The sequence below is a fragment of the Pseudomonas sp. ASL3 genome (assembly GCF_056680425.1).
In genome coordinates, this window is the sequence record NZ_CM155281.1 from 1,457,368 (window position 1) to 1,473,578 (window position 16,211).

Consider the following 16,211-nt stretch of genomic DNA (forward strand, 5'->3'; position numbering starts at 1 on the left):
GGGCGAGAAGGGAATGGAGGCCAAGGGTAAGAGGCCTACCCGAAAAGGCTGTCAGGGAGCGGAAAAGCAAAAAGGCTCTCCTGAAATTCAAATCGTTGAGGGATGAATGATCTGGAAGCTGAGCTGGAAAAAAGCAAAAGGCTCTGATTCAGAGGGGCCGCTGAGAGCTCTGCAGGGAGCTCTTCATGCTGAGTCAGCCGCCGATCTCTTAGGCACACCGCGGCGTAGAAAGCTGCTCGAGCATAGGCGGACGGCCTTTTGATAGGGAAGTGGACTCTCGAAGATCAAGAGCGAACCACCGAACCAGAGACCGGTAGATTTTCCAGCAGGTTGAGTCCCGTGGTCTTCACGAAAGTCTCATAGTCCATCGGCCTCTCAATGCGGGTTTCCGCGTTGGGTAGCACGTAGGCCCAGGCCCGCTTGGACGAAGCGTCGTAGACCAGCTTGAACAGGCGGGTAGGTACCCAGACCTTGTTGTCGCCAACAGTGGTATGGCCAGCGTCAAAGAGCGGGCCGGTAAAGACAAAGACATTGCCATCGGCTCGCTTCGCGAACTTTCTGACGTCAGACTCGACCTTGCTCCAGATCTTCCGGTTATTGGTTGGGTCTTGCGGCACCATGTTCGAAAGCGCAAAGGACTGGGCCATTGCATTCGGGTTCGGTGCATCTGCTGCCGGGGACTGATGGCCACGATCCACTGCCGGATGTTGGCCATGGTAGTCGCTCAACTCTGCCCGCCCGCTCTTGGGAATGCGTGGGTCCGGATAGAACTGGTTGGTTCGTTGCTCCCCCTTGGCGTCCTGTAGCTGGGCAGAATTAAGGCGCTCCACCACAACCAACGGAGTCTTGCTGGTTTGCGAGTACAGCACCGCAAAGTTGTCGGAACACAGGGCCAAGGGCTTCATCGTTGCAGGCACACTGGCCATGTTGATCGGCTTGGCTGCCGGGAACAGGTCTGCACACCCATCAAACGATGCCTGTTTCTGTTTGCTTGAATAGAGGTCAATCGCCGCGTTCTGGCTGATTGAGCCAGAGCGGGACCCTTGCTCTTCATGCTGGCTGGGCAGTTTGATGAAGTCCAGCAGGCTGCGAGCGTCTGCCGCACCCGTCGAGAACAAAACAAGGGCCGACAGCCCCACTGCAATTTTGCGTAGGTTCATGCTTAAAATCTTCGAATTGGATTGAGAGGGGATACTTACAGCAAAGCCCCTAATCACGGGGCTTGGGTGGAAGCGGTTTCTGGTTATGTTGCGGCGAGCATGTTTTCAATATCCTTGATCACACCAGCAATGCGGGTTCGGTCAGTCCCGAACACGAAGGCTGTCCCTTGCTGCTGAGCCGTGTAGAAGGGACAGCGTGGGCCTTCGCCGGATGCACGCCGACATGTAGCTGGTCATTGATAACAACCGCACCGTGGGTCATTTTGCTGGGTTCTTTGAAGCCCTGTACGTAGATCCCGACCGTTCTAAAAAGTTCGCGCTGAGGTTTCAGCTTTCATCATGTTTACCCTGGCATGAGTGGGTTTCTACCGCCCGCTAACGGAAAATGGCAGAAGAGCGAACTAGCGATATGTCCGGAATTTGTTGACCACTACACTCATCAACGATGGTCCCAATAATTGCGTTCCTACGCAAATTCCAGGTCTGCTGACTAACCGAACGCTGACAGATTTAACGTAGAAGCGATGACTTTAAAACGGTGCTTGCGTTTTCACACAGCCTGGGTCGGTTGCTGCCAGTCACGAATGACCGGAACCGACCCGCTGCTGCGAGTGGTCACCGGCAGAGATCGGCCAGAAGCAGCCGGTGACGACTGGCAAAGCTGGGTCAACAACCGTCTCTTACCCTTGAGTATCTTTCGCAGGGGGGATCATGAAGCGATTCATTGAAGGTGACGGGACCTGCAAATCGAACGGCACATTCTCAAATGGGTTATTGCCGACAACCCACCAACTACCGCGAAAGTGTTCGCGGCAGTTGGTACTGATTGACAGGCGGAACTGCATCACGACCCCGCTGGGATAGTTGCCTATCGATTAAAGGTGAACTTTCAGGAAGGCTTTCGAAAATGGGCTCCCTTAAAAAGGGGTGTCGTGTCGATTAGTACCGATAGGTTGCCTGCACTGAAACTCCATTCGCACTGTTTTCGTAATTGGCACTGTATGCAGGTTGAAGACCGGAGGTGTTCGGCTGGTTTACCGAGGCTTTGGAATCCCAGAGATAACCATAAGCAAAGTCTATCGTCAGATCGGGATTCGGCAAATAAGCGCCGCCCAAGGTCACGGCTTGGCGGTTACCAACCGGAATACGCACGCTGCGATCGGCATTTCCAACGGGCGACGGATCATAGGCGTAGCCTGCGCGCATCAGCCATTGCGGGCTCAATTGATAGGATGCACCAACCGCGGTGGCCCAGGTGTCGTGCCAGTTCAATGGTTCGCCCACACTCCCCAGGCCGACACTCTGGCCAACGGGGGAAACACCGCTGTTGATTGCCTCGAATTTATCGAGCCGGCTCCAACGTTTCCAGGTGGCCCCCAGGTATCCAGTCCAGCGACTATCGAAATGATGGGTGATGGACGTATCCACTGATTCGGGCATAACAATAGCTATCTTGGCGGGATAACTTCCGTCCACCGGGAGAACAGCCGGGGAGCCGGAAACCGTAGTATGCCCTTTGAGTTGATAGCTCACCTTCGAGTGATAGTTAAGCCCCCAACTCGTTGCATCACTCAAGTCAACCAAGAGGCCGAGGTTGTAGCCCAGTGCCGTGTCATCGCCCTTGATGGTGACCTGTGTGTCCTGGCCGTTGTTCAGGGCGCCGGTGGCCAAGTAATTCTGAAGATTTGCATTGAAATGGTTTATGGTCGGTCCGCCACCAATGGACACGTAATCATTGATCCGATAGGCGATGGTGGGCTGAAGGGTTATCTCCTTGGTCGTGCTATAGGAACCATGGTAGCGGCCCTGAAAAGTGCTCTCGTAGTCATTGATCAGACCACTCGGAGCATAGAGGCCCAGACCAATCGAAAGACGATCATCAAGCGGCGTCGACATATAGAAGAAGGGCACGACCCCCAAAGGTACCGAGTTCCCCTTATTCGTTCCTGGAGCACTGCCCTGCGCATCACTAATGTCGTCGCTCACCGAGACGATCGCGGCCCCGCCGGAAATCTCACTGCGCTGCAACTTGGTCAAGCCAGCAGGATTTCCATAGATGGTGCTGGCGTCCAGCGCGGACGACGACCTTCCCGCATAAGCAGTTCCCGCACTGCTGGCACTTTGTTCGTTAAGGGCAATGCCATTGGCGCCCGCAATTGTAGAGGCGCTGAGTAGTGCCATGGCACTGGTGAACTTAATCCAGGCAGCACACTTTCGCTGCGCAGAGAGACACGGGATCGCACGGTTATTCAGTTTCATTTTCCACCTCTTATTTATTGTTTTTGTTGATTGCACGCAGGCAAGGCTTCGCCTTCCTGTGCACCTGTCAGTGCCGGTTGGAGTTGATAGAAGTTGTGTAAAAGGCCCTGGCTGAACAGTACCAGGGCATCATTGCTGCACTACAGATGCGAATCAGGAACTCAATTAAGCCACTCGATTTGAAAGCTATAGTGCCCCAGGAGGGGAGCCAGGACTTCTTGGCTAGTTCCGGCCCTGATGCATGCGACATGCCCACGGCGATTATCCTGCACGACCTCCACTGCAATATCCAAAAGCCCCAGGCGTTCCACTTCCTGATGGACCACTCTGGCAATCTCCCGCTGCTGCAAGGCGGGCTTGAATATCTTGCCCACGGCAGTCAGTGGCAGTGCTTCGAGGATTTCAATGCGCTTGGGAACTGCTGCCCGCTCGCTGATGTTGAGATGAGCGAACGCCTCAAGTTCTTCGGCGTTGCAGGCTTGCCCGGGTCGCAGTTGAACGTAGGCGACCGGCACCTCGCCCGAGTAAACGTCGGGGCTGCCGATTGCAGCGGCTAAGGCGACGGCAGGATGCGCCTGCAGGGCCTCCTCAATTTGCTTGGGATCGATGTTGTGGCCGCCGCGGATGATCAACTCCTTCTTACGTCCGGTCAGCCAGAAGTAACCCTGCGCATCCTGGCGCCCCAAATCACCCGTATTCAGCCATCGCTGACCGTCGATATCGATCCAAAGGCCCTGGTTATGACGCTCCTCCAGATAGCCACCGAAGAGGTTCGGACCACTGATCGTGATGAGGCCGATCTCATCCACGTTGGCGTCGCGCAGGTACTCTCCAGAATCATTGAGCAAGACCGCGCGCATATCCTGGTAGGCGATCCGTATCCCAGTGGAGCCGATACGGCGCTCGCCATAGGGCGGATTGATTGAGGAAACGCAGGCGCCCTCTGTAAGACCGTAACCTTCAAGGATCTTTAGCCCGGTCCGGCGCTCGAATTCTCGGAGAAGCTCAGCCGGCATTGGTGCGGCGCCACACATTGCATAGCGAAGACTGGATAGGTCGCGGCCCTGCCATTCATTTTGTAAAAGTGCAGCATAGACAGTTGGTACGCCGGAAAAGAAGTTGATACCGAAGTGCTCGACCATCTCCCAGAATCGTGGGATCACCCCCTCGCCACGATACCCCTGAGGCGTCCCAAGGATCACATGGTCGCCTTGAGTCCAAGGCATCAGTCCAGTAACCAGTTGTCCATTGACATGAAATAGCGGCAGGCCACAAAAGATAACCTGGCCACTGCTGCGTGGCTGCAAGTGAGCGGCCATGGCCCATGCATTGAATACTTCCGAGCCATGGGTACGCGCGGCGATCTTGGGGAGCCCGGTGGTGCCGCCAGTACAGATGTAGGAGGAGCATTCATCTTGGCGGATTTGCCGACCACTCTTCAGGTATGTGTGCGGCTGAGCATTCATCAGCGATAGCAAATCGTGAATCGCGATACCGCTGTGTAAGTCTCGTTCCTTCAGTGCCACGGCTTTCAGGGCGCCACGCACAGGTTCGGCGACATAGGGCTCCATGCTGACCCAAACGACAGACCTGATCGCGGGTAACTGATCCAGCTGCGAAGCCAGTTTAGGCCACAGATCGCTGCCCGCAGTCGGCGCGAGCGTCACCACCACGGATGCTTTCGCGGCATTCAGCAAGCCAGCCATCTGCTTGGCCTCGAGCAGAGGATTGATCGCCATGACGATGCCCGCCGCCTCCCCGCCCCATATAGTGAAGTGGGTTTCCGGCAGGTTAGGCAGGATGAAGGCAAGCACCTCGCCCGGTTTTATGCCCAGGTCATGGAAGGCATTTGCCGCGCGAGTGATATCCGCGAAGAGCTCGGAATAGCTCCAGTCGTGGGTGCTCTTGAAGTCTGTGGCGTCTGCGAAGAAACTCAATGCGGGCGCGTCGGGAGTGCACCCGGCCGCATGTCGCAGCGCTTCATAAGTGCTGGAAGCCAGGCCACGCTCCGACAAGGGGACTTGTTCGAGACTTTCGATGTCGCTCAGGGTCTGCACTACCATCAGGCTTCCCCCACGACTCGGTTGCGTTGCACGCCGAGGTCAATCACGCCATCGGCGCTGCGAATGCGCGCCTCGACCACGTCACCTGGCTTGAGATACTGCGTCCGGCCCTCCTGCGCCTTGAGGAAAAGTTTCCACTTGGTGGCTTCTGGCATCAGGGCCGCAATGCGCTGTTTGGCCGGCGAAGGTACCGTTAGAGCACAGCCCGCAGGGGTGCCGGTGGCGATCAGGTCTCCAGCGGCGAGATCTTGCAGGGAGGAGAGCTCGGTAAGGGTTTCAGCGGGGCCGTAAACCAGGTTGGCGGTGCTGTCGTTCTGTCGCACCTGGTCGTTGACCGTCAGGCGCAGCTGCAGTGCTTTGAGGTAATGCATGTCCTTGGCATCCAGAAGGCAGAGGTAGGGACCGACCGGGCCAAAAGTGCGGAAGCTCTTGCCCTTGTAGAACTGCATCTGGGGAATCTGAATGTCACGAGCCGAGTAGTCATTGACAATGACGACGCCTGCAATGAACTCATGCAGATTGGCGTCGGTGACAGCAACAGCGCCAGTGATCGCGCGTTTCATCACAAGCCCCAGTTCGATCTCGTAGTCAAGGAAGCGCACGGTACGCGGCTTGATCAGGTCGCTATCAGCCGCCACCAGGCAACTCGTCGCCTTGGTGAAGATCATGTTGAATTTCTTCGCATCCGGGTTCATGCCCGACTCGATCATGTGCTGACGGTAGTTGGCGCCCTGGCAGACGAACTGCTGGTTACGGGTCACCGGCGACAGCAGTTTCACTTCGCCCTCATCCAACTCCGTACCTTTCATTTGAGCGAGGTCGTCGATACTGTTCTGGCGAATGAAGTCACCGGTGGTTTCAAAAGCACCGGGGATAACCGTGATACGGCCTTGGCGTAGCACGCCCCAGTGGATACCGTTCTGAAACTCAAAGCGGACTACGTGTACAGCAGACATTGAAGGTACTCCTGGAGCGGCGTTTGTCCCGCGCTCGGTGGCGCGAGAACTGTGGTGTTGTTCTGTGGAAGGGCTGGCGGATCTACCCGAACATCCGCATAAGCGTTATCAACTTGCGAATTGTCAGGTCCGGGCTGCGTCGCAGGTTACGGATCAGCGCACGCAGATTGGTCAAGCTCATCTTGGGTTTTGTAAAACTCTTGGGCATGCGCTGCCCCCACTGCGCCATTGCCTCGGGGCTCACGGGATGAATGCCTGTAGGCTGTACGGCCGTGAAGATATCCCCGTCGCAGTAATGCTCGTGCTTATCGCCCCAAGGGTCTTGCCAGTAATCGAAGATCTGACTGCCCAGGATGTGTCGGCCGATTCCCCATGCGTGTTCCCAACCCCGCTCCCGCAGGACGCGCTGCCCCATGCCCACCGCGTCTGCATCGACGACCTCATAGGCGCTATGGCTATAGGTAGCCATAAACCCTTGCGCTATCGCGAGCGTATGGTGATCCGCGGGAATTTCACCGAGGTCAAGGCGCATGAAGGCGACGATAGGTGTGCCGTCGGGAAGTACCTGCACGTCGCTGGGAATAAACCCGAAATGCTGCGTATACCAGGCACAGGTCGCCTGGTAGTCGGCCACTTCAATTACGATGTGGCCAAGTTTGAGTACTTCAGGCGGAGCAATCGGCGAGCGTTGCGTGGCGTTGATTCGCGGTTGCTCCTGCGCCAGGTTCCAAGCAAGAGGAGCTCTGTGTACCTGCGTTTTACTTGGAGTCTGGTCGCAAACGGCTTCCACAATGAAACCGGAAGGATCGGTCAGTCTGACGCAATACCCGCCACCAGGATGTTCCGATTTCTCTACCGGTGACGCGCCTGGGATTCGAGCCAGCTTTTCCAGATCCTTGAGAGACTGGACTGCCAGTCCGAACCCAATAAAACGTGCATGTTCTGCACGATGGACACGGTAACAGTATGGAGTGGGTTCGGTGGCGCGTAGGTAGAGCGTATCAGCATCCTTCTGACGTACCGAAAGGCCGAAGTCAGTCAGGAATCGGGCCGCCTCATTCAAGTCCGGCCTTTGAAAGATCAGGTGAGTCAGATCTTGGGCCTTCACCGTCGGCTGCGGATGCCGGGCAGGTTGTTGTGTCGCCAACGGGGGCATTTCATTTTTGTTGTTCATTGTTCTTGTTTTCCGGGTTTCTAGGGTAAAGCTGTCCCCGCACCCCTGAAAATACCAGGGGTGTTGTCTAGTTGAATCGCTTACGAGCTCAGTCGAGAGAGGGAAGTGCTGGCAACTCTTTGGTCGCCACCGCACGAGCCTCCTCTGGCTGCACACCCAATGCCCGCAGTACCAACTCGGCGGTGTCAGAGCCCGATTCGCGCCACGTTCTGTGCCCTTCCAGCACCAGGAAAATTGAGCCGAGGACACTGCTCGAAATCAGCGTCAGTACTGAGAGCAATTGCTCCTGCTGAAACGTGTACCGCCCACTGGAAAGTCCGCTCAGAAGATCCGTAGTCGCTTGGCTGCTAAACATTTCGCGCAACGAAGAATTGCTCATGGCGAACTTATGTATGAATGCCCCCCACTGGGAGTCCTCGTGAGCTCGACGAATGAAGAATCGAATGCCATTGGCAAGTCGCTGAGCCGGATCGGAGAGGGAATTGAAGCTCTTATTGACGCGCTCATGCATCTCCCTCGCGAGATAGCTGGCGACCGCCTCGAATAGGCTTTCCATGCTGTCGATGTTGCTATAGATCGTTCCGCGCGCCACTCCTGCCTCTTGCGCAAGGTCGAGGATGTTCACCTGAGAGGTGCCTTTTTCAGCGAACAGGCGAAAGGCGGCTTGATGAATGCGGCGCTGTGTCGGATTTAGGGATTCCACGGTTTCTCTCTCCAGGATTACCTTATGCCTTAATTGAACACGCGTGTTCGTTTGTCGTCAACAATGTTTTTTGAATTAAGTACGTTTTTCACAATGAAAACCGTTATATGCCCTGAAATTCTGGATGTTCAGGGTGATAGGCAAAGTCAAGGAAGGATCTTTAGATTTCTATACATTGACTTGACTGGACACGCATGTTCAGCTCATCGTGCTTCTGGCTGGCCCTCTCGATAGGGCCATCAAACCGGCCCATCGATGTAAACCAGGACCTCAACAAACCTAAGGAGCACCGTGCCCGACGGTGCTCCTTAGGTATTGACCCTCGGCGATGGCTGGCCGACTTTTCATTAACTGAAGGACAGAACATGACCGGCTCAAAGCTCTTCGAACCGCTTCGATTGCCTAACGGCGCGGTGATTCCAAACCGAATCGCCAAGGCTGCCATGGAGGAGAACCTTGCCAATGAGGATCACGCTCCAGGGGAAGCGCTGGCCAGGCTCTATCGGCGTTGGGCGGACGGTGGGGCCGGTCTGATCATCACTGGCAACGTCATGGTTGATCGCCGCGCCTTGACCGGACCGGCTGGCGTGGTGCTTGAGGACGATCGGAACCTGGGCAAATTCAGGCTATGGGCCGACGCTTGCCGCAGTCGTGGAGCCCAGGCCTGGATGCAAATCAATCATCCCGGACGGCAGCTATTGGCTTCAATGGGGCAATCGGCACGGGGGCCCTCCGCGGTTGCCGTCGACATTCCCGGACTATCAAAGGCTTTTGTGCCTCCCAGGGCCTTGAATGAGCAGGAGATCGAAGAGCTGATTGAGCGCTATACCCATGCTGCAGCGCTGGCCGAGCGTGCCGGATTCACCGGCGTGGAGATTCATGCCGCGCATGGCTACCTGTTCAGCCAATTCCTTTCGCCCTTGACCAACAGACGTAGCGACCGCTGGGGTGGCAGCCTGAAAAATCGTGCGCAAATTCTCCTGCAAACCATCGACGCAATACGTCAGCGAGTGGCGCCGACCTTTTGCGTCGCTGTGAAGCTCAATTCCGCGGACTTTCAGCGAGGCGGTTTCGATGCCGAGGATGCGGCTTGCGTGGTGGAAATGCTCAACGCCAAGGCGGTCGACCTGGTCGAGTTGTCAGGTGGCAGCTACGAAAGCCCGGCGATGCAGGGGCAGACCCGCGATGGCAGCTGCTTGGCTCGAGAAGCCTATTTTCTCGAGTTCGCGGAAAGAATAGGAGAAATAGCGCGCATGCCGCTGATGGTCACCGGCGGCGTGCGTAGAAAGGAGGTCGCGGAGCGAGTGGTGAGCGGCTCGGTGTCGATGGTGGGGCTTGCCACTGCACTGGCAATCGAGCCGGCCCTGCCAAGCCAGTGGATGGCAGGTCAGAACACCGAAGTGGAGCCCATCGTCGTGCGTTGGAAGAACAAGGCGCTGGCATCGCTTGCATTGGCGTCGGTCGTCAAGAAGCAGCTCGGCTTGTTGAGCCAAGGGAAGCGGACAAAACCCAGGACGTCGCCACTCATAGCATTGATCGGCAATCAGCTGAAATCTCGTCGCCAGGCGAAGAACTATCGGCAATGGATTGGCCGGGCCTAGCGGGCCGAAGATGACATCAGGACTAGGGTAGCGGCTTACCGGCGATTCGCTTGGCTCTGGCAGGTGTTACGCCCAGAGCCTTGAGAATCATCTCGGCGACCCGCAGATCGTGCTCCGCCACCCTGCGCCCCTCGACAACCGAGCGCATTGCTCCGGTTGTGCAGGATACGACCATGTCCAGGGCGATCCCTTCGTCCTCGTAAGCGAAAGTGCCCGCACGCAGACCTTCACGCAGGTCGCCAAGCACATGGGCAGCCAATCGCGAGCGCATGGCCTGATCGAAATGGATGATGCGCAGCAGTGCGTTGGCCCACTGGTGGTCGTCGGCGGCCCGGCATACGAACATGCGCACGCCAATCGAAAGCCGCTGTGCGCCGCAGTGCACGTCCGAGCTCAGGGCGGAAATGGCATCGGAGAACTCGGCTGCCATGGCGATGCCAACCGCCTCGAGTACTTCGTCGCGAGTTCGGAAGTAGTTGTAGATGGTGCCGTTGGATACCGCAGCCTCTGCGGCTACCTCGAGCAGTGCAATCTCCCCCACCTCCTTACGTGCGACAAGACGCAATGCCGCGTCCACCAGGCCGCGGCGGGTGCGTTCACGCTTCTTATGGCCTCTCGTAAGGGGTGGTGGCGCAACCGCTTCTGAAGGAGGTGTGGGGGAATGCATTTCAAGCTCGCAATCGAGTGGGCTCGTTGATGGTAATGGAAATGCTACCGGCAGTGACGTCTTCGCTGGCCAAAAGACCCCGGCAGTCTCTGAGGAGACTGGCCGCTTCTGCGCCAGGGGCGTGGTGCATGATGATGCGGTCGGGGCGAACCGCGACGAGCGTTCCTTTAGCAGCCAGCGGCAGGATGTCATGGTTCAGGTCTTCGATGAAGTCGCAACTGCCGCCGGAGCGCTGGCCGCGTGTTCTGATCTCTAAGAAGTGGCCTCCCATTTTTTCCCAGGAAACGATCTGAGCAGTGGTCAGCAGTGACAACGGGTCAACACCGAATCCAACCAGGGTCAGGTTGTCTCCAAGAGCATCGTCGCTCAGTTTGATCTGCTTTTGCATGTTGCGAACCCAGGCTTGGGGAAACAGACTGCCACGAACCAGCTTGTCGCCACGACGATGCTGCATGAACAGACCGTGTTTGAAGATGTTCTTCGGCTTGATGTCCAACTGCTCGAAGTACCTTCTGGTAGCGGGAGTCAACGCCAGCATGCGCATCAGGCCGTGGATGAAAAAAGCTGCGATCTTGTTTCTGGGCATCACCAAACGGCCCATGAGTTTCGCTAGATTGATCATCGCTTGGGCATGGGGGCGGCGCTCTACGTCATAGGTATCGAGGACTGAAGGCGCGGCATAGCCGCGAAGGACCCAGGCCAGCTTCCAGGCCAGGTTGGCGCCATCTCGAAGTCCCGCTACAAGACCTTGCCCGACAAAGGGCGGGGTAACGTGGGCTGCGTCGCCTGCGAGGAAGATGCGTCCCTTGCTGAATTTGTTGCAGCAGCGCGCGTGGAATCGATACACCGCCTTGCGCTCGATTTCCAGCTCCTGCGGATTGACCCATGGCGCGATCAGCCGGGCTATGCTTTCCGGGCTTTCCAGCTCTTCCCGGGATTCGCCTGGGTGTAGCATGAACTCCCAACGCTCCCTTCCGCCGGGAGCGGGCATGTGAGGCGTTGGACGCCGCGGATCACAGATAAACTCAATGTGATCAATGGCTGACTTATGCCGATTCTTGGCATCGACAATCAGCCAATCCTCTGCATAGGTTTGTCCTTCGAATTCCTGGCCAATCAGCGTTCTGACCCTGGAGCTTGCGCCATCCGCACCTACCAGGTACTGGGCGCGAACGGAATGCGAGTGACCATCCTGATCCCGTACGGAGGCGACGACGCAGTCCGACTCATCGACCAGGCTCTCGAGCTCGAAGCCGCCCAGGCTGGTCACTGACTTCAGCCGGGAAACCTGGCTGCGCATCGCGTGTTCGAGGTCGGGTTGATAGAACGTCACAAGTTTAGGATGGCCGTCGATGCACCCCGCGGTATTGGCCCGACCGAATTGCCCGAGAACCGGGGAGTGCATCTTCACTTCAGGGATTACGATCTTCTCGAACGCGTCCTCCGACAATCCCGCGAGTTGCAGGATGCGCAGCGCCTCGTTGTCCAGGGCAATGGCGCGGGGCATCAGCAACACCTCATGGGTCTTGTCCAGTACCAGTGTCTTTACCCCATAGCGGCCGAGCAGCGCCGCGATTGTCGCACCTACCGGACCGTTACCGACGACCAGCACATCGACGGCGGAGGGAGGCAGTTCGGAAACTTTTTTGTTGTTGTTCATATCGAGCCCTTGTTGTGATTGAAGTCGTGAGACGCGGAGGTCTCATCGTCAGGCAATGTGAAGGTATGCAAAAATGAGGAATATTTCAATATTGATGTTTATGTCATTAATTTTTGAGATCATTACCGCACCAAGATGAGGCCATGTGGGCTGTGCTGAGGGGGGCAGGGGGCTTGCGAATCGAGTCCGGTCCGAAGAGATGAATCCCGGATGCCTGAGGAGTGAAGTCACGCGTGCGTCAGTTTCCGACCGGTGAGGCTTGGCTTCTGAGCCGATCAGCGTTGTCATTGGATTAATGGCCCAATACTAGAGAGTGGACTACCCCCAAGGCGCTGGAGCTGAGGCTGGAGAACAGTCGGTTCAAGAAGCTGTTGGTTGACAGGACCAGGAAGCCGGGCACTACGGTGTTTAGTCCACATGCCATGCCTCACAGCGCACAACTATGTTTTAGTCTTTAGGAATCAAACGTGGCGCGTCCGCAGCCCCATCCGAACCCAGTCCAGCTCCGCTTCGTCGAGTTCGAGCTCGACGAGGCCAACGCCTGCCTGTTACGTAACGGAGAAGCCGTGGCATTGGCGCCAACTCCCTTCACACTGCTGTGCGCACTTGCACGCCAGCCGGGATCGCTGGTGACCAAGGATGCCTTGCTTGATGCAGTGTGGGGGCATCGGTTTGTCAGCGATTCGGTGCTGAAGACGGCCATCAGCGATCTCCGCAAGGTGCTGGGCGACGACCCCAGGCGTCCCCGCTTCATCGAGACTGTGTCGCGGCGCGGCTATCGCTTCATCGCCGTTCCGTCCCCCGCACCTTCGATGCCACCTGCATCCGTGACGGTACCGGCGGCCGGCACGCATCCGTCGCCGTCATTCATCGGTCGCACCGACGAGGTCTCAAAGCTGCAAAGGGCGTGGGAGCGGGCTTGCGGCGGCCAACGTGCAGTGGTCTGGCTCGCCGGAGAACCGGGGATTGGCAAGACCACGTTGATCGAGTATTTCCTCGCCAGCCTTGGCGGCATCGCCTGCGCACGCGGCCATTGCGTGGAACACTACGGCACCGGCGAGCCGTACCTGCCGGTGCTAGAGGCGTTGGCCGATCTGTGCCGCAGCGACCCCACCCTGCCGGCGCTGCTGCGCGCCGTCGCGCCGACCTGGCTGCTGCAACTGCCGTGGCTGAGCACTGCGGAGGAGCGAGACGCATTGCGGCGCGAGCTTGCCGGCATCGGCCCGGATCGCATGCTGCGGGAAATGGGCGAACTGCTGGACCGCTACACGGAGCAGCGACCGCTGTTGCTGGTGACCGAAGACCTGCATTGGAGCGATCGGGCGACGGTCCAGCTCATCGACTATGTGGCGCGGCGACGTGGCTGCACGCGGCTTATGTGGCTGTCAAGCTTCCGCGTCGCCGAGGTGGTAGCGCTCGATCATCCGCTCAACTCGTTGCGCCACGAACTGCGCCTGCAACGTCTGTGCGAGGAAGTGGTGCTCGATCCGTTCTCGGAAACCGAGGTCGCTGACTATGTTGCGCTGCGTTCGGCCTCGCTGGCGCGCGATGAAGCCTTCGTGCGTGCCCTACACGAGCGCACCGACGGTGTGCCGCTGTTCGTATCGTCAGTCATCAGTGAAGTGATGGATCCAACGGACGACGACGCCACCATCGAGGCTCGGCTGGTGGGATTGGCGGTCCCCGAGAACCTCGCGGCCATCATTGATCACTACATCACCAAGCTCGGACAGGAGCAGCGTGCGCTGCTCTCGGCGGCAGCGGTGTGCGGAGTCGAATTCCGGGTCGAGACGGTTTCGCTGGCCCTTGAGCGCGATCTCGCTTCTGTGGCCGACACCTGCGAGGAACTGGTGCGCGAGCAGGTATGGCTCACACGGTCGCGGACCACCGAAGTTGAAGAGACGGTAGAGCTACCCTACTTGTTCCGGCATGCTCTCTTCCGCCAGGTGCTGTACGACCGCACGCCGCGTTCATTGCGCACCCACCTCCATCGCCAGGTTGGCGCTGCCCTCGAACGCGAGCGCACGGCCGGCGTGCCGGTTACTGCCTCGGAGCTGGCAATGCACTTCGACCGGGCTCGGCAGCCGATGATCGCGCTGCGCTACTACGCCGAGGCCGCAGAAGCCGCGCTGCTGCACTTCAGCCCGGCCTTGTGCATCGGTCTCACTGAGCGTGCGTTGGTCCTGCTGACGCAGGCACCAGAAGGGACGGAGCGCGATGCGCTCGAAATTACCTTGGCCACGCTGCAGGGGGTGTCGGCTTTCCACACGTTCGGTGTCGGCAGCCAAGCCAAGAACGCGTTCGAACGCGCGTACACGCTGCTAGCGGATGTACCCGAGCATCCAATGCGCGGTCGCCTGCTGCACGGATTCGGCTATCTGCTCGGTCTGCGCGGCGACTATGCGCTGGCGCTGGAGATGGCGGAACGTGCCGAAGCCCTCTCGTCCGAGGCGAACGATCCAGTGCTCTTGCTGGCGGCGTGCATTGTGCAGGGCGAGGTGCATCACCTCCAGGGTCGCACGCAGACGACCCGCAGTTGGCTAGAGCGCGCCCTCGCTATCGCCGAGCCGCTGGACATCGGGGCGAACGAGATCTTTGCGGCCGATCCTCAGGTCATGCTGCACGGTATGCTGGCCATAGAACTCGTGCGTTCTGGCCTGGTTGAGCAAGGCCGAGCCCACATACAGCGGGCGCGGACCCGCGCGCAGGCGCTTCGCCAACCTATGACCTGGCTGGTCGCCACCTGGCATGAGGTGTTGATCGAGGTACGGATGGGGAACCCTGTGCGTGTGGCAGCGCTGGCTGACGACATGCAGAAGCTGGTCGATGAGTATTCGCTCGCACTGGGGCGTACGGCTTGCCGCTGGTGGCGCGGCTGGGCCGACGCGCGCAACGGCGCGCCGCGCGACGGCTACCGCCGCATCCGCGAGGCCTACGAAGAACACACCGGGCTCGGCATGCGCTCCGGTGCCAGCGAAGTGCTCGGCTACGCCGCCGAGGCGCTGCTGCTGGCAGGTGATTGCAACGCCGCGCAAGTCGAGCTAGAGGAAGCACTACGGGTGGGGGAGGAACTGGGCGAGCGCGTGTATCTGCCGCAGCTATTGCTGCTGGAGGCAGCGATTGCGCGGATGCAGGGCCGGCTCGATGCCGGCAATACCGCGGTGCGGCGTGCGGTTGAGGAGGCTCGCGCCCAGGAAGCACCGTGGCTGGAGCTGCTCGCGCTGGTCGAGCTGTGCGAGCACCACGACGCCACGGCCGAGGACCGCCAGGCATTGGCGACGCTGGTTGACCAGTTACCCGAAACTGACGGAACCGAGCTGGTGAAACGTGCGCGCTCGCTGCTTCAAGCTGCTAATTTGGCTTGAAGCGACAGGTGCGCACCCTTCATTCATTGCCTGGCGGACTGGCATCGCGCCACTGCAGCGTGGGTCAGGAACCGCGTGGCCGCCAGCGTTCCGGTGATCGCTGTCTCTGCTCAGCGGGCAGGGCAGGGAGAGCCCGTTCCAGGGATGAGCTTGACGCTCATGCGCCAGCCGCTTTTGGCGCGCGGGTGCCTGTCCTGACCGAAGTCTGACCTTTCGCTTACGACTTGACCCAGGGGGCGGCCTACGCTGTCGTCGAACTTTCTTGATCCCTTGGTCTGCGATGAGCCTGAACCCTGAATCCAAGTACCCGAGCCGCCGCTCGTACGTAGTGAAGCTGCGTGGCGATGCCGCGCCGGGGGCCCTCGTGGGCCGCCTCGAAAACCTGGTCACCGGACGTCAGCGCGAGTTTTCGTCCGCCGAAGAGCTGCTGGAGTCGATTGCCTCGGACCTCGTGTCGGCGGCCGGCGAGCACACGGCAGATGCCGACGGCGAGTGACGTCTCCAACATGAATGAGCGCTCGATATGGCGACCGAACGGCGACGCTTCGCTGACGACTTCGCGCACACCGGGCCCTACGCTGATGCAATCTCGAATCTACACGA

General features: G+C 58.7%; 11 protein-coding genes. 3 read left to right on the forward strand and 8 right to left on the reverse strand.

Features of this window, described 5'->3' with window-relative positions; translation table 11 throughout:
* Positions 1-284: 284 nt before the first annotated feature.
* From AC1MEE_RS06635 to AC1MEE_RS06660, 6 genes are all read right to left on the reverse strand, one after another.
* Positions 285-1,160 (reverse strand): DNA/RNA non-specific endonuclease, encoded by an 876-nt coding sequence (locus tag AC1MEE_RS06635; RefSeq protein WP_480414517.1) that lies wholly within the window; start codon positions 1,158-1,160, stop codon positions 285-287.
* A gap of 939 nt (positions 1,161-2,099) precedes the next feature.
* Entirely contained in the window at positions 2,100-3,419 is a 1,320-nt protein-coding gene (locus AC1MEE_RS06640) for an outer membrane protein transport protein (RefSeq protein ID WP_480414518.1), read from the reverse strand.
* A 161-nt stretch (positions 3,420-3,580) separates the two neighbouring features.
* Positions 3,581-5,482 carry an acyl-CoA synthetase gene (locus tag AC1MEE_RS06645; protein WP_480414519.1) on the reverse strand — a complete coding sequence of 634 codons (1,902 nt, stop codon included), beginning with the start codon at positions 5,480-5,482 and terminating at the stop codon, positions 3,581-3,583.
* Complete coding sequence (locus AC1MEE_RS06650) at positions 5,482-6,438, reverse strand: fumarylacetoacetate hydrolase family protein (protein WP_480414520.1); 957 nt, start codon at positions 6,436-6,438, stop codon at positions 5,482-5,484. Before AC1MEE_RS06650 ends, AC1MEE_RS06645 begins: the two co-directional genes overlap by 1 nt.
* An 82-nt stretch (positions 6,439-6,520) precedes the next feature.
* Positions 6,521-7,612: a VOC family protein gene (locus AC1MEE_RS06655; RefSeq protein ID WP_480414521.1), complete on the reverse strand. Its 1,092-nt coding sequence runs from the start codon at positions 7,610-7,612 to the stop codon at positions 6,521-6,523.
* Positions 7,613-7,700: 88 nt separating this feature from the next.
* Positions 7,701-8,315 (reverse strand): TetR/AcrR family transcriptional regulator, encoded by a 615-nt coding sequence (locus tag AC1MEE_RS06660; protein ID WP_480414522.1) that lies wholly within the window; start codon positions 8,313-8,315, stop codon positions 7,701-7,703.
* Between the two features lie 365 nt (positions 8,316-8,680).
* On the opposite strand from AC1MEE_RS06660, the gene AC1MEE_RS06665 reads away from it, so the two are divergent.
* Complete coding sequence (locus tag AC1MEE_RS06665) at positions 8,681-9,916, forward strand: NADH:flavin oxidoreductase/NADH oxidase family protein (RefSeq protein WP_480414523.1); 1,236 nt, start codon at positions 8,681-8,683, stop codon at positions 9,914-9,916.
* 22 nt (positions 9,917-9,938) lie between these two features.
* On the opposite strand, the gene AC1MEE_RS06670 is transcribed toward AC1MEE_RS06665, so the two are convergent.
* Both AC1MEE_RS06670 and mhpA read right to left on the reverse strand, forming a co-directional pair.
* Positions 9,939-10,583, reverse strand: coding sequence for a TetR/AcrR family transcriptional regulator (locus tag AC1MEE_RS06670; RefSeq protein ID WP_480414524.1), 645 nt, complete (start codon positions 10,581-10,583; stop codon positions 9,939-9,941).
* A gap of 1 nt (position 10,584) precedes the next feature.
* Positions 10,585-12,243, reverse strand: coding sequence for a bifunctional 3-(3-hydroxy-phenyl)propionate/3-hydroxycinnamic acid hydroxylase MhpA (gene mhpA, locus AC1MEE_RS06675; protein ID WP_480414526.1), 1,659 nt, complete (start codon positions 12,241-12,243; stop codon positions 10,585-10,587).
* Between the two features lie 467 nt (positions 12,244-12,710).
* Here mhpA and AC1MEE_RS06680 point away from each other — a divergent pair, with 467 nt between their 5' ends.
* Together AC1MEE_RS06680 and AC1MEE_RS06685 are read left to right on the forward strand one after the other, a co-directional pair.
* The gene (locus tag AC1MEE_RS06680) at positions 12,711-15,608 is read left to right on the forward strand and encodes an ATP-binding protein (RefSeq protein ID WP_480414527.1); all 2,898 of its coding nucleotides are present in this window, start codon (positions 12,711-12,713) and stop codon (positions 15,606-15,608) included.
* A gap of 280 nt (positions 15,609-15,888) precedes the next feature.
* On the forward strand, positions 15,889-16,104 hold the full coding sequence (locus tag AC1MEE_RS06685; RefSeq protein ID WP_480414528.1) for a hypothetical protein: 216 nt from the start codon (positions 15,889-15,891) through the stop codon (positions 16,102-16,104).
* Positions 16,105-16,211 lie beyond the last annotated feature (107 nt).

Excerpts from the sequence above, each read along its gene's own strand:
- AC1MEE_RS06635 (WP_480414517.1), bottom strand. The coding sequence starts at position 1,160 with ATGAACCTACGCAAAATTGCAGTGGGGCTGTCGGCCCTTGTTTTGTTC.
- AC1MEE_RS06640 (WP_480414518.1), bottom strand. The coding sequence starts at position 3,419 with ATGAAACTGAATAACCGTGCGATCCCGTGTCTCTCTGCGCAGCGAAAG.
- AC1MEE_RS06645 (WP_480414519.1), bottom strand. The coding sequence starts at position 5,482 with ATGGTAGTGCAGACCCTGAGCGACATCGAAAGTCTCGAACAAGTCCCC.
- AC1MEE_RS06650 (WP_480414520.1), bottom strand. The coding sequence starts at position 6,438 with ATGTCTGCTGTACACGTAGTCCGCTTTGAGTTTCAGAACGGTATCCAC.
- AC1MEE_RS06655 (WP_480414521.1), bottom strand. The coding sequence starts at position 7,612 with ATGAACAACAAAAATGAAATGCCCCCGTTGGCGACACAACAACCTGCC.
- AC1MEE_RS06665 (WP_480414523.1), top strand. The coding sequence starts at position 8,681 with ATGACCGGCTCAAAGCTCTTCGAACCGCTTCGATTGCCTAACGGCGCG.
- AC1MEE_RS06670 (WP_480414524.1), bottom strand. The coding sequence starts at position 10,583 with ATGCATTCCCCCACACCTCCTTCAGAAGCGGTTGCGCCACCACCCCTT.
- mhpA (WP_480414526.1), bottom strand. The coding sequence starts at position 12,243 with ATGAACAACAACAAAAAAGTTTCCGAACTGCCTCCCTCCGCCGTCGAT.
- AC1MEE_RS06685 (WP_480414528.1), top strand. The coding sequence starts at position 15,889 with ATGAGCCTGAACCCTGAATCCAAGTACCCGAGCCGCCGCTCGTACGTA.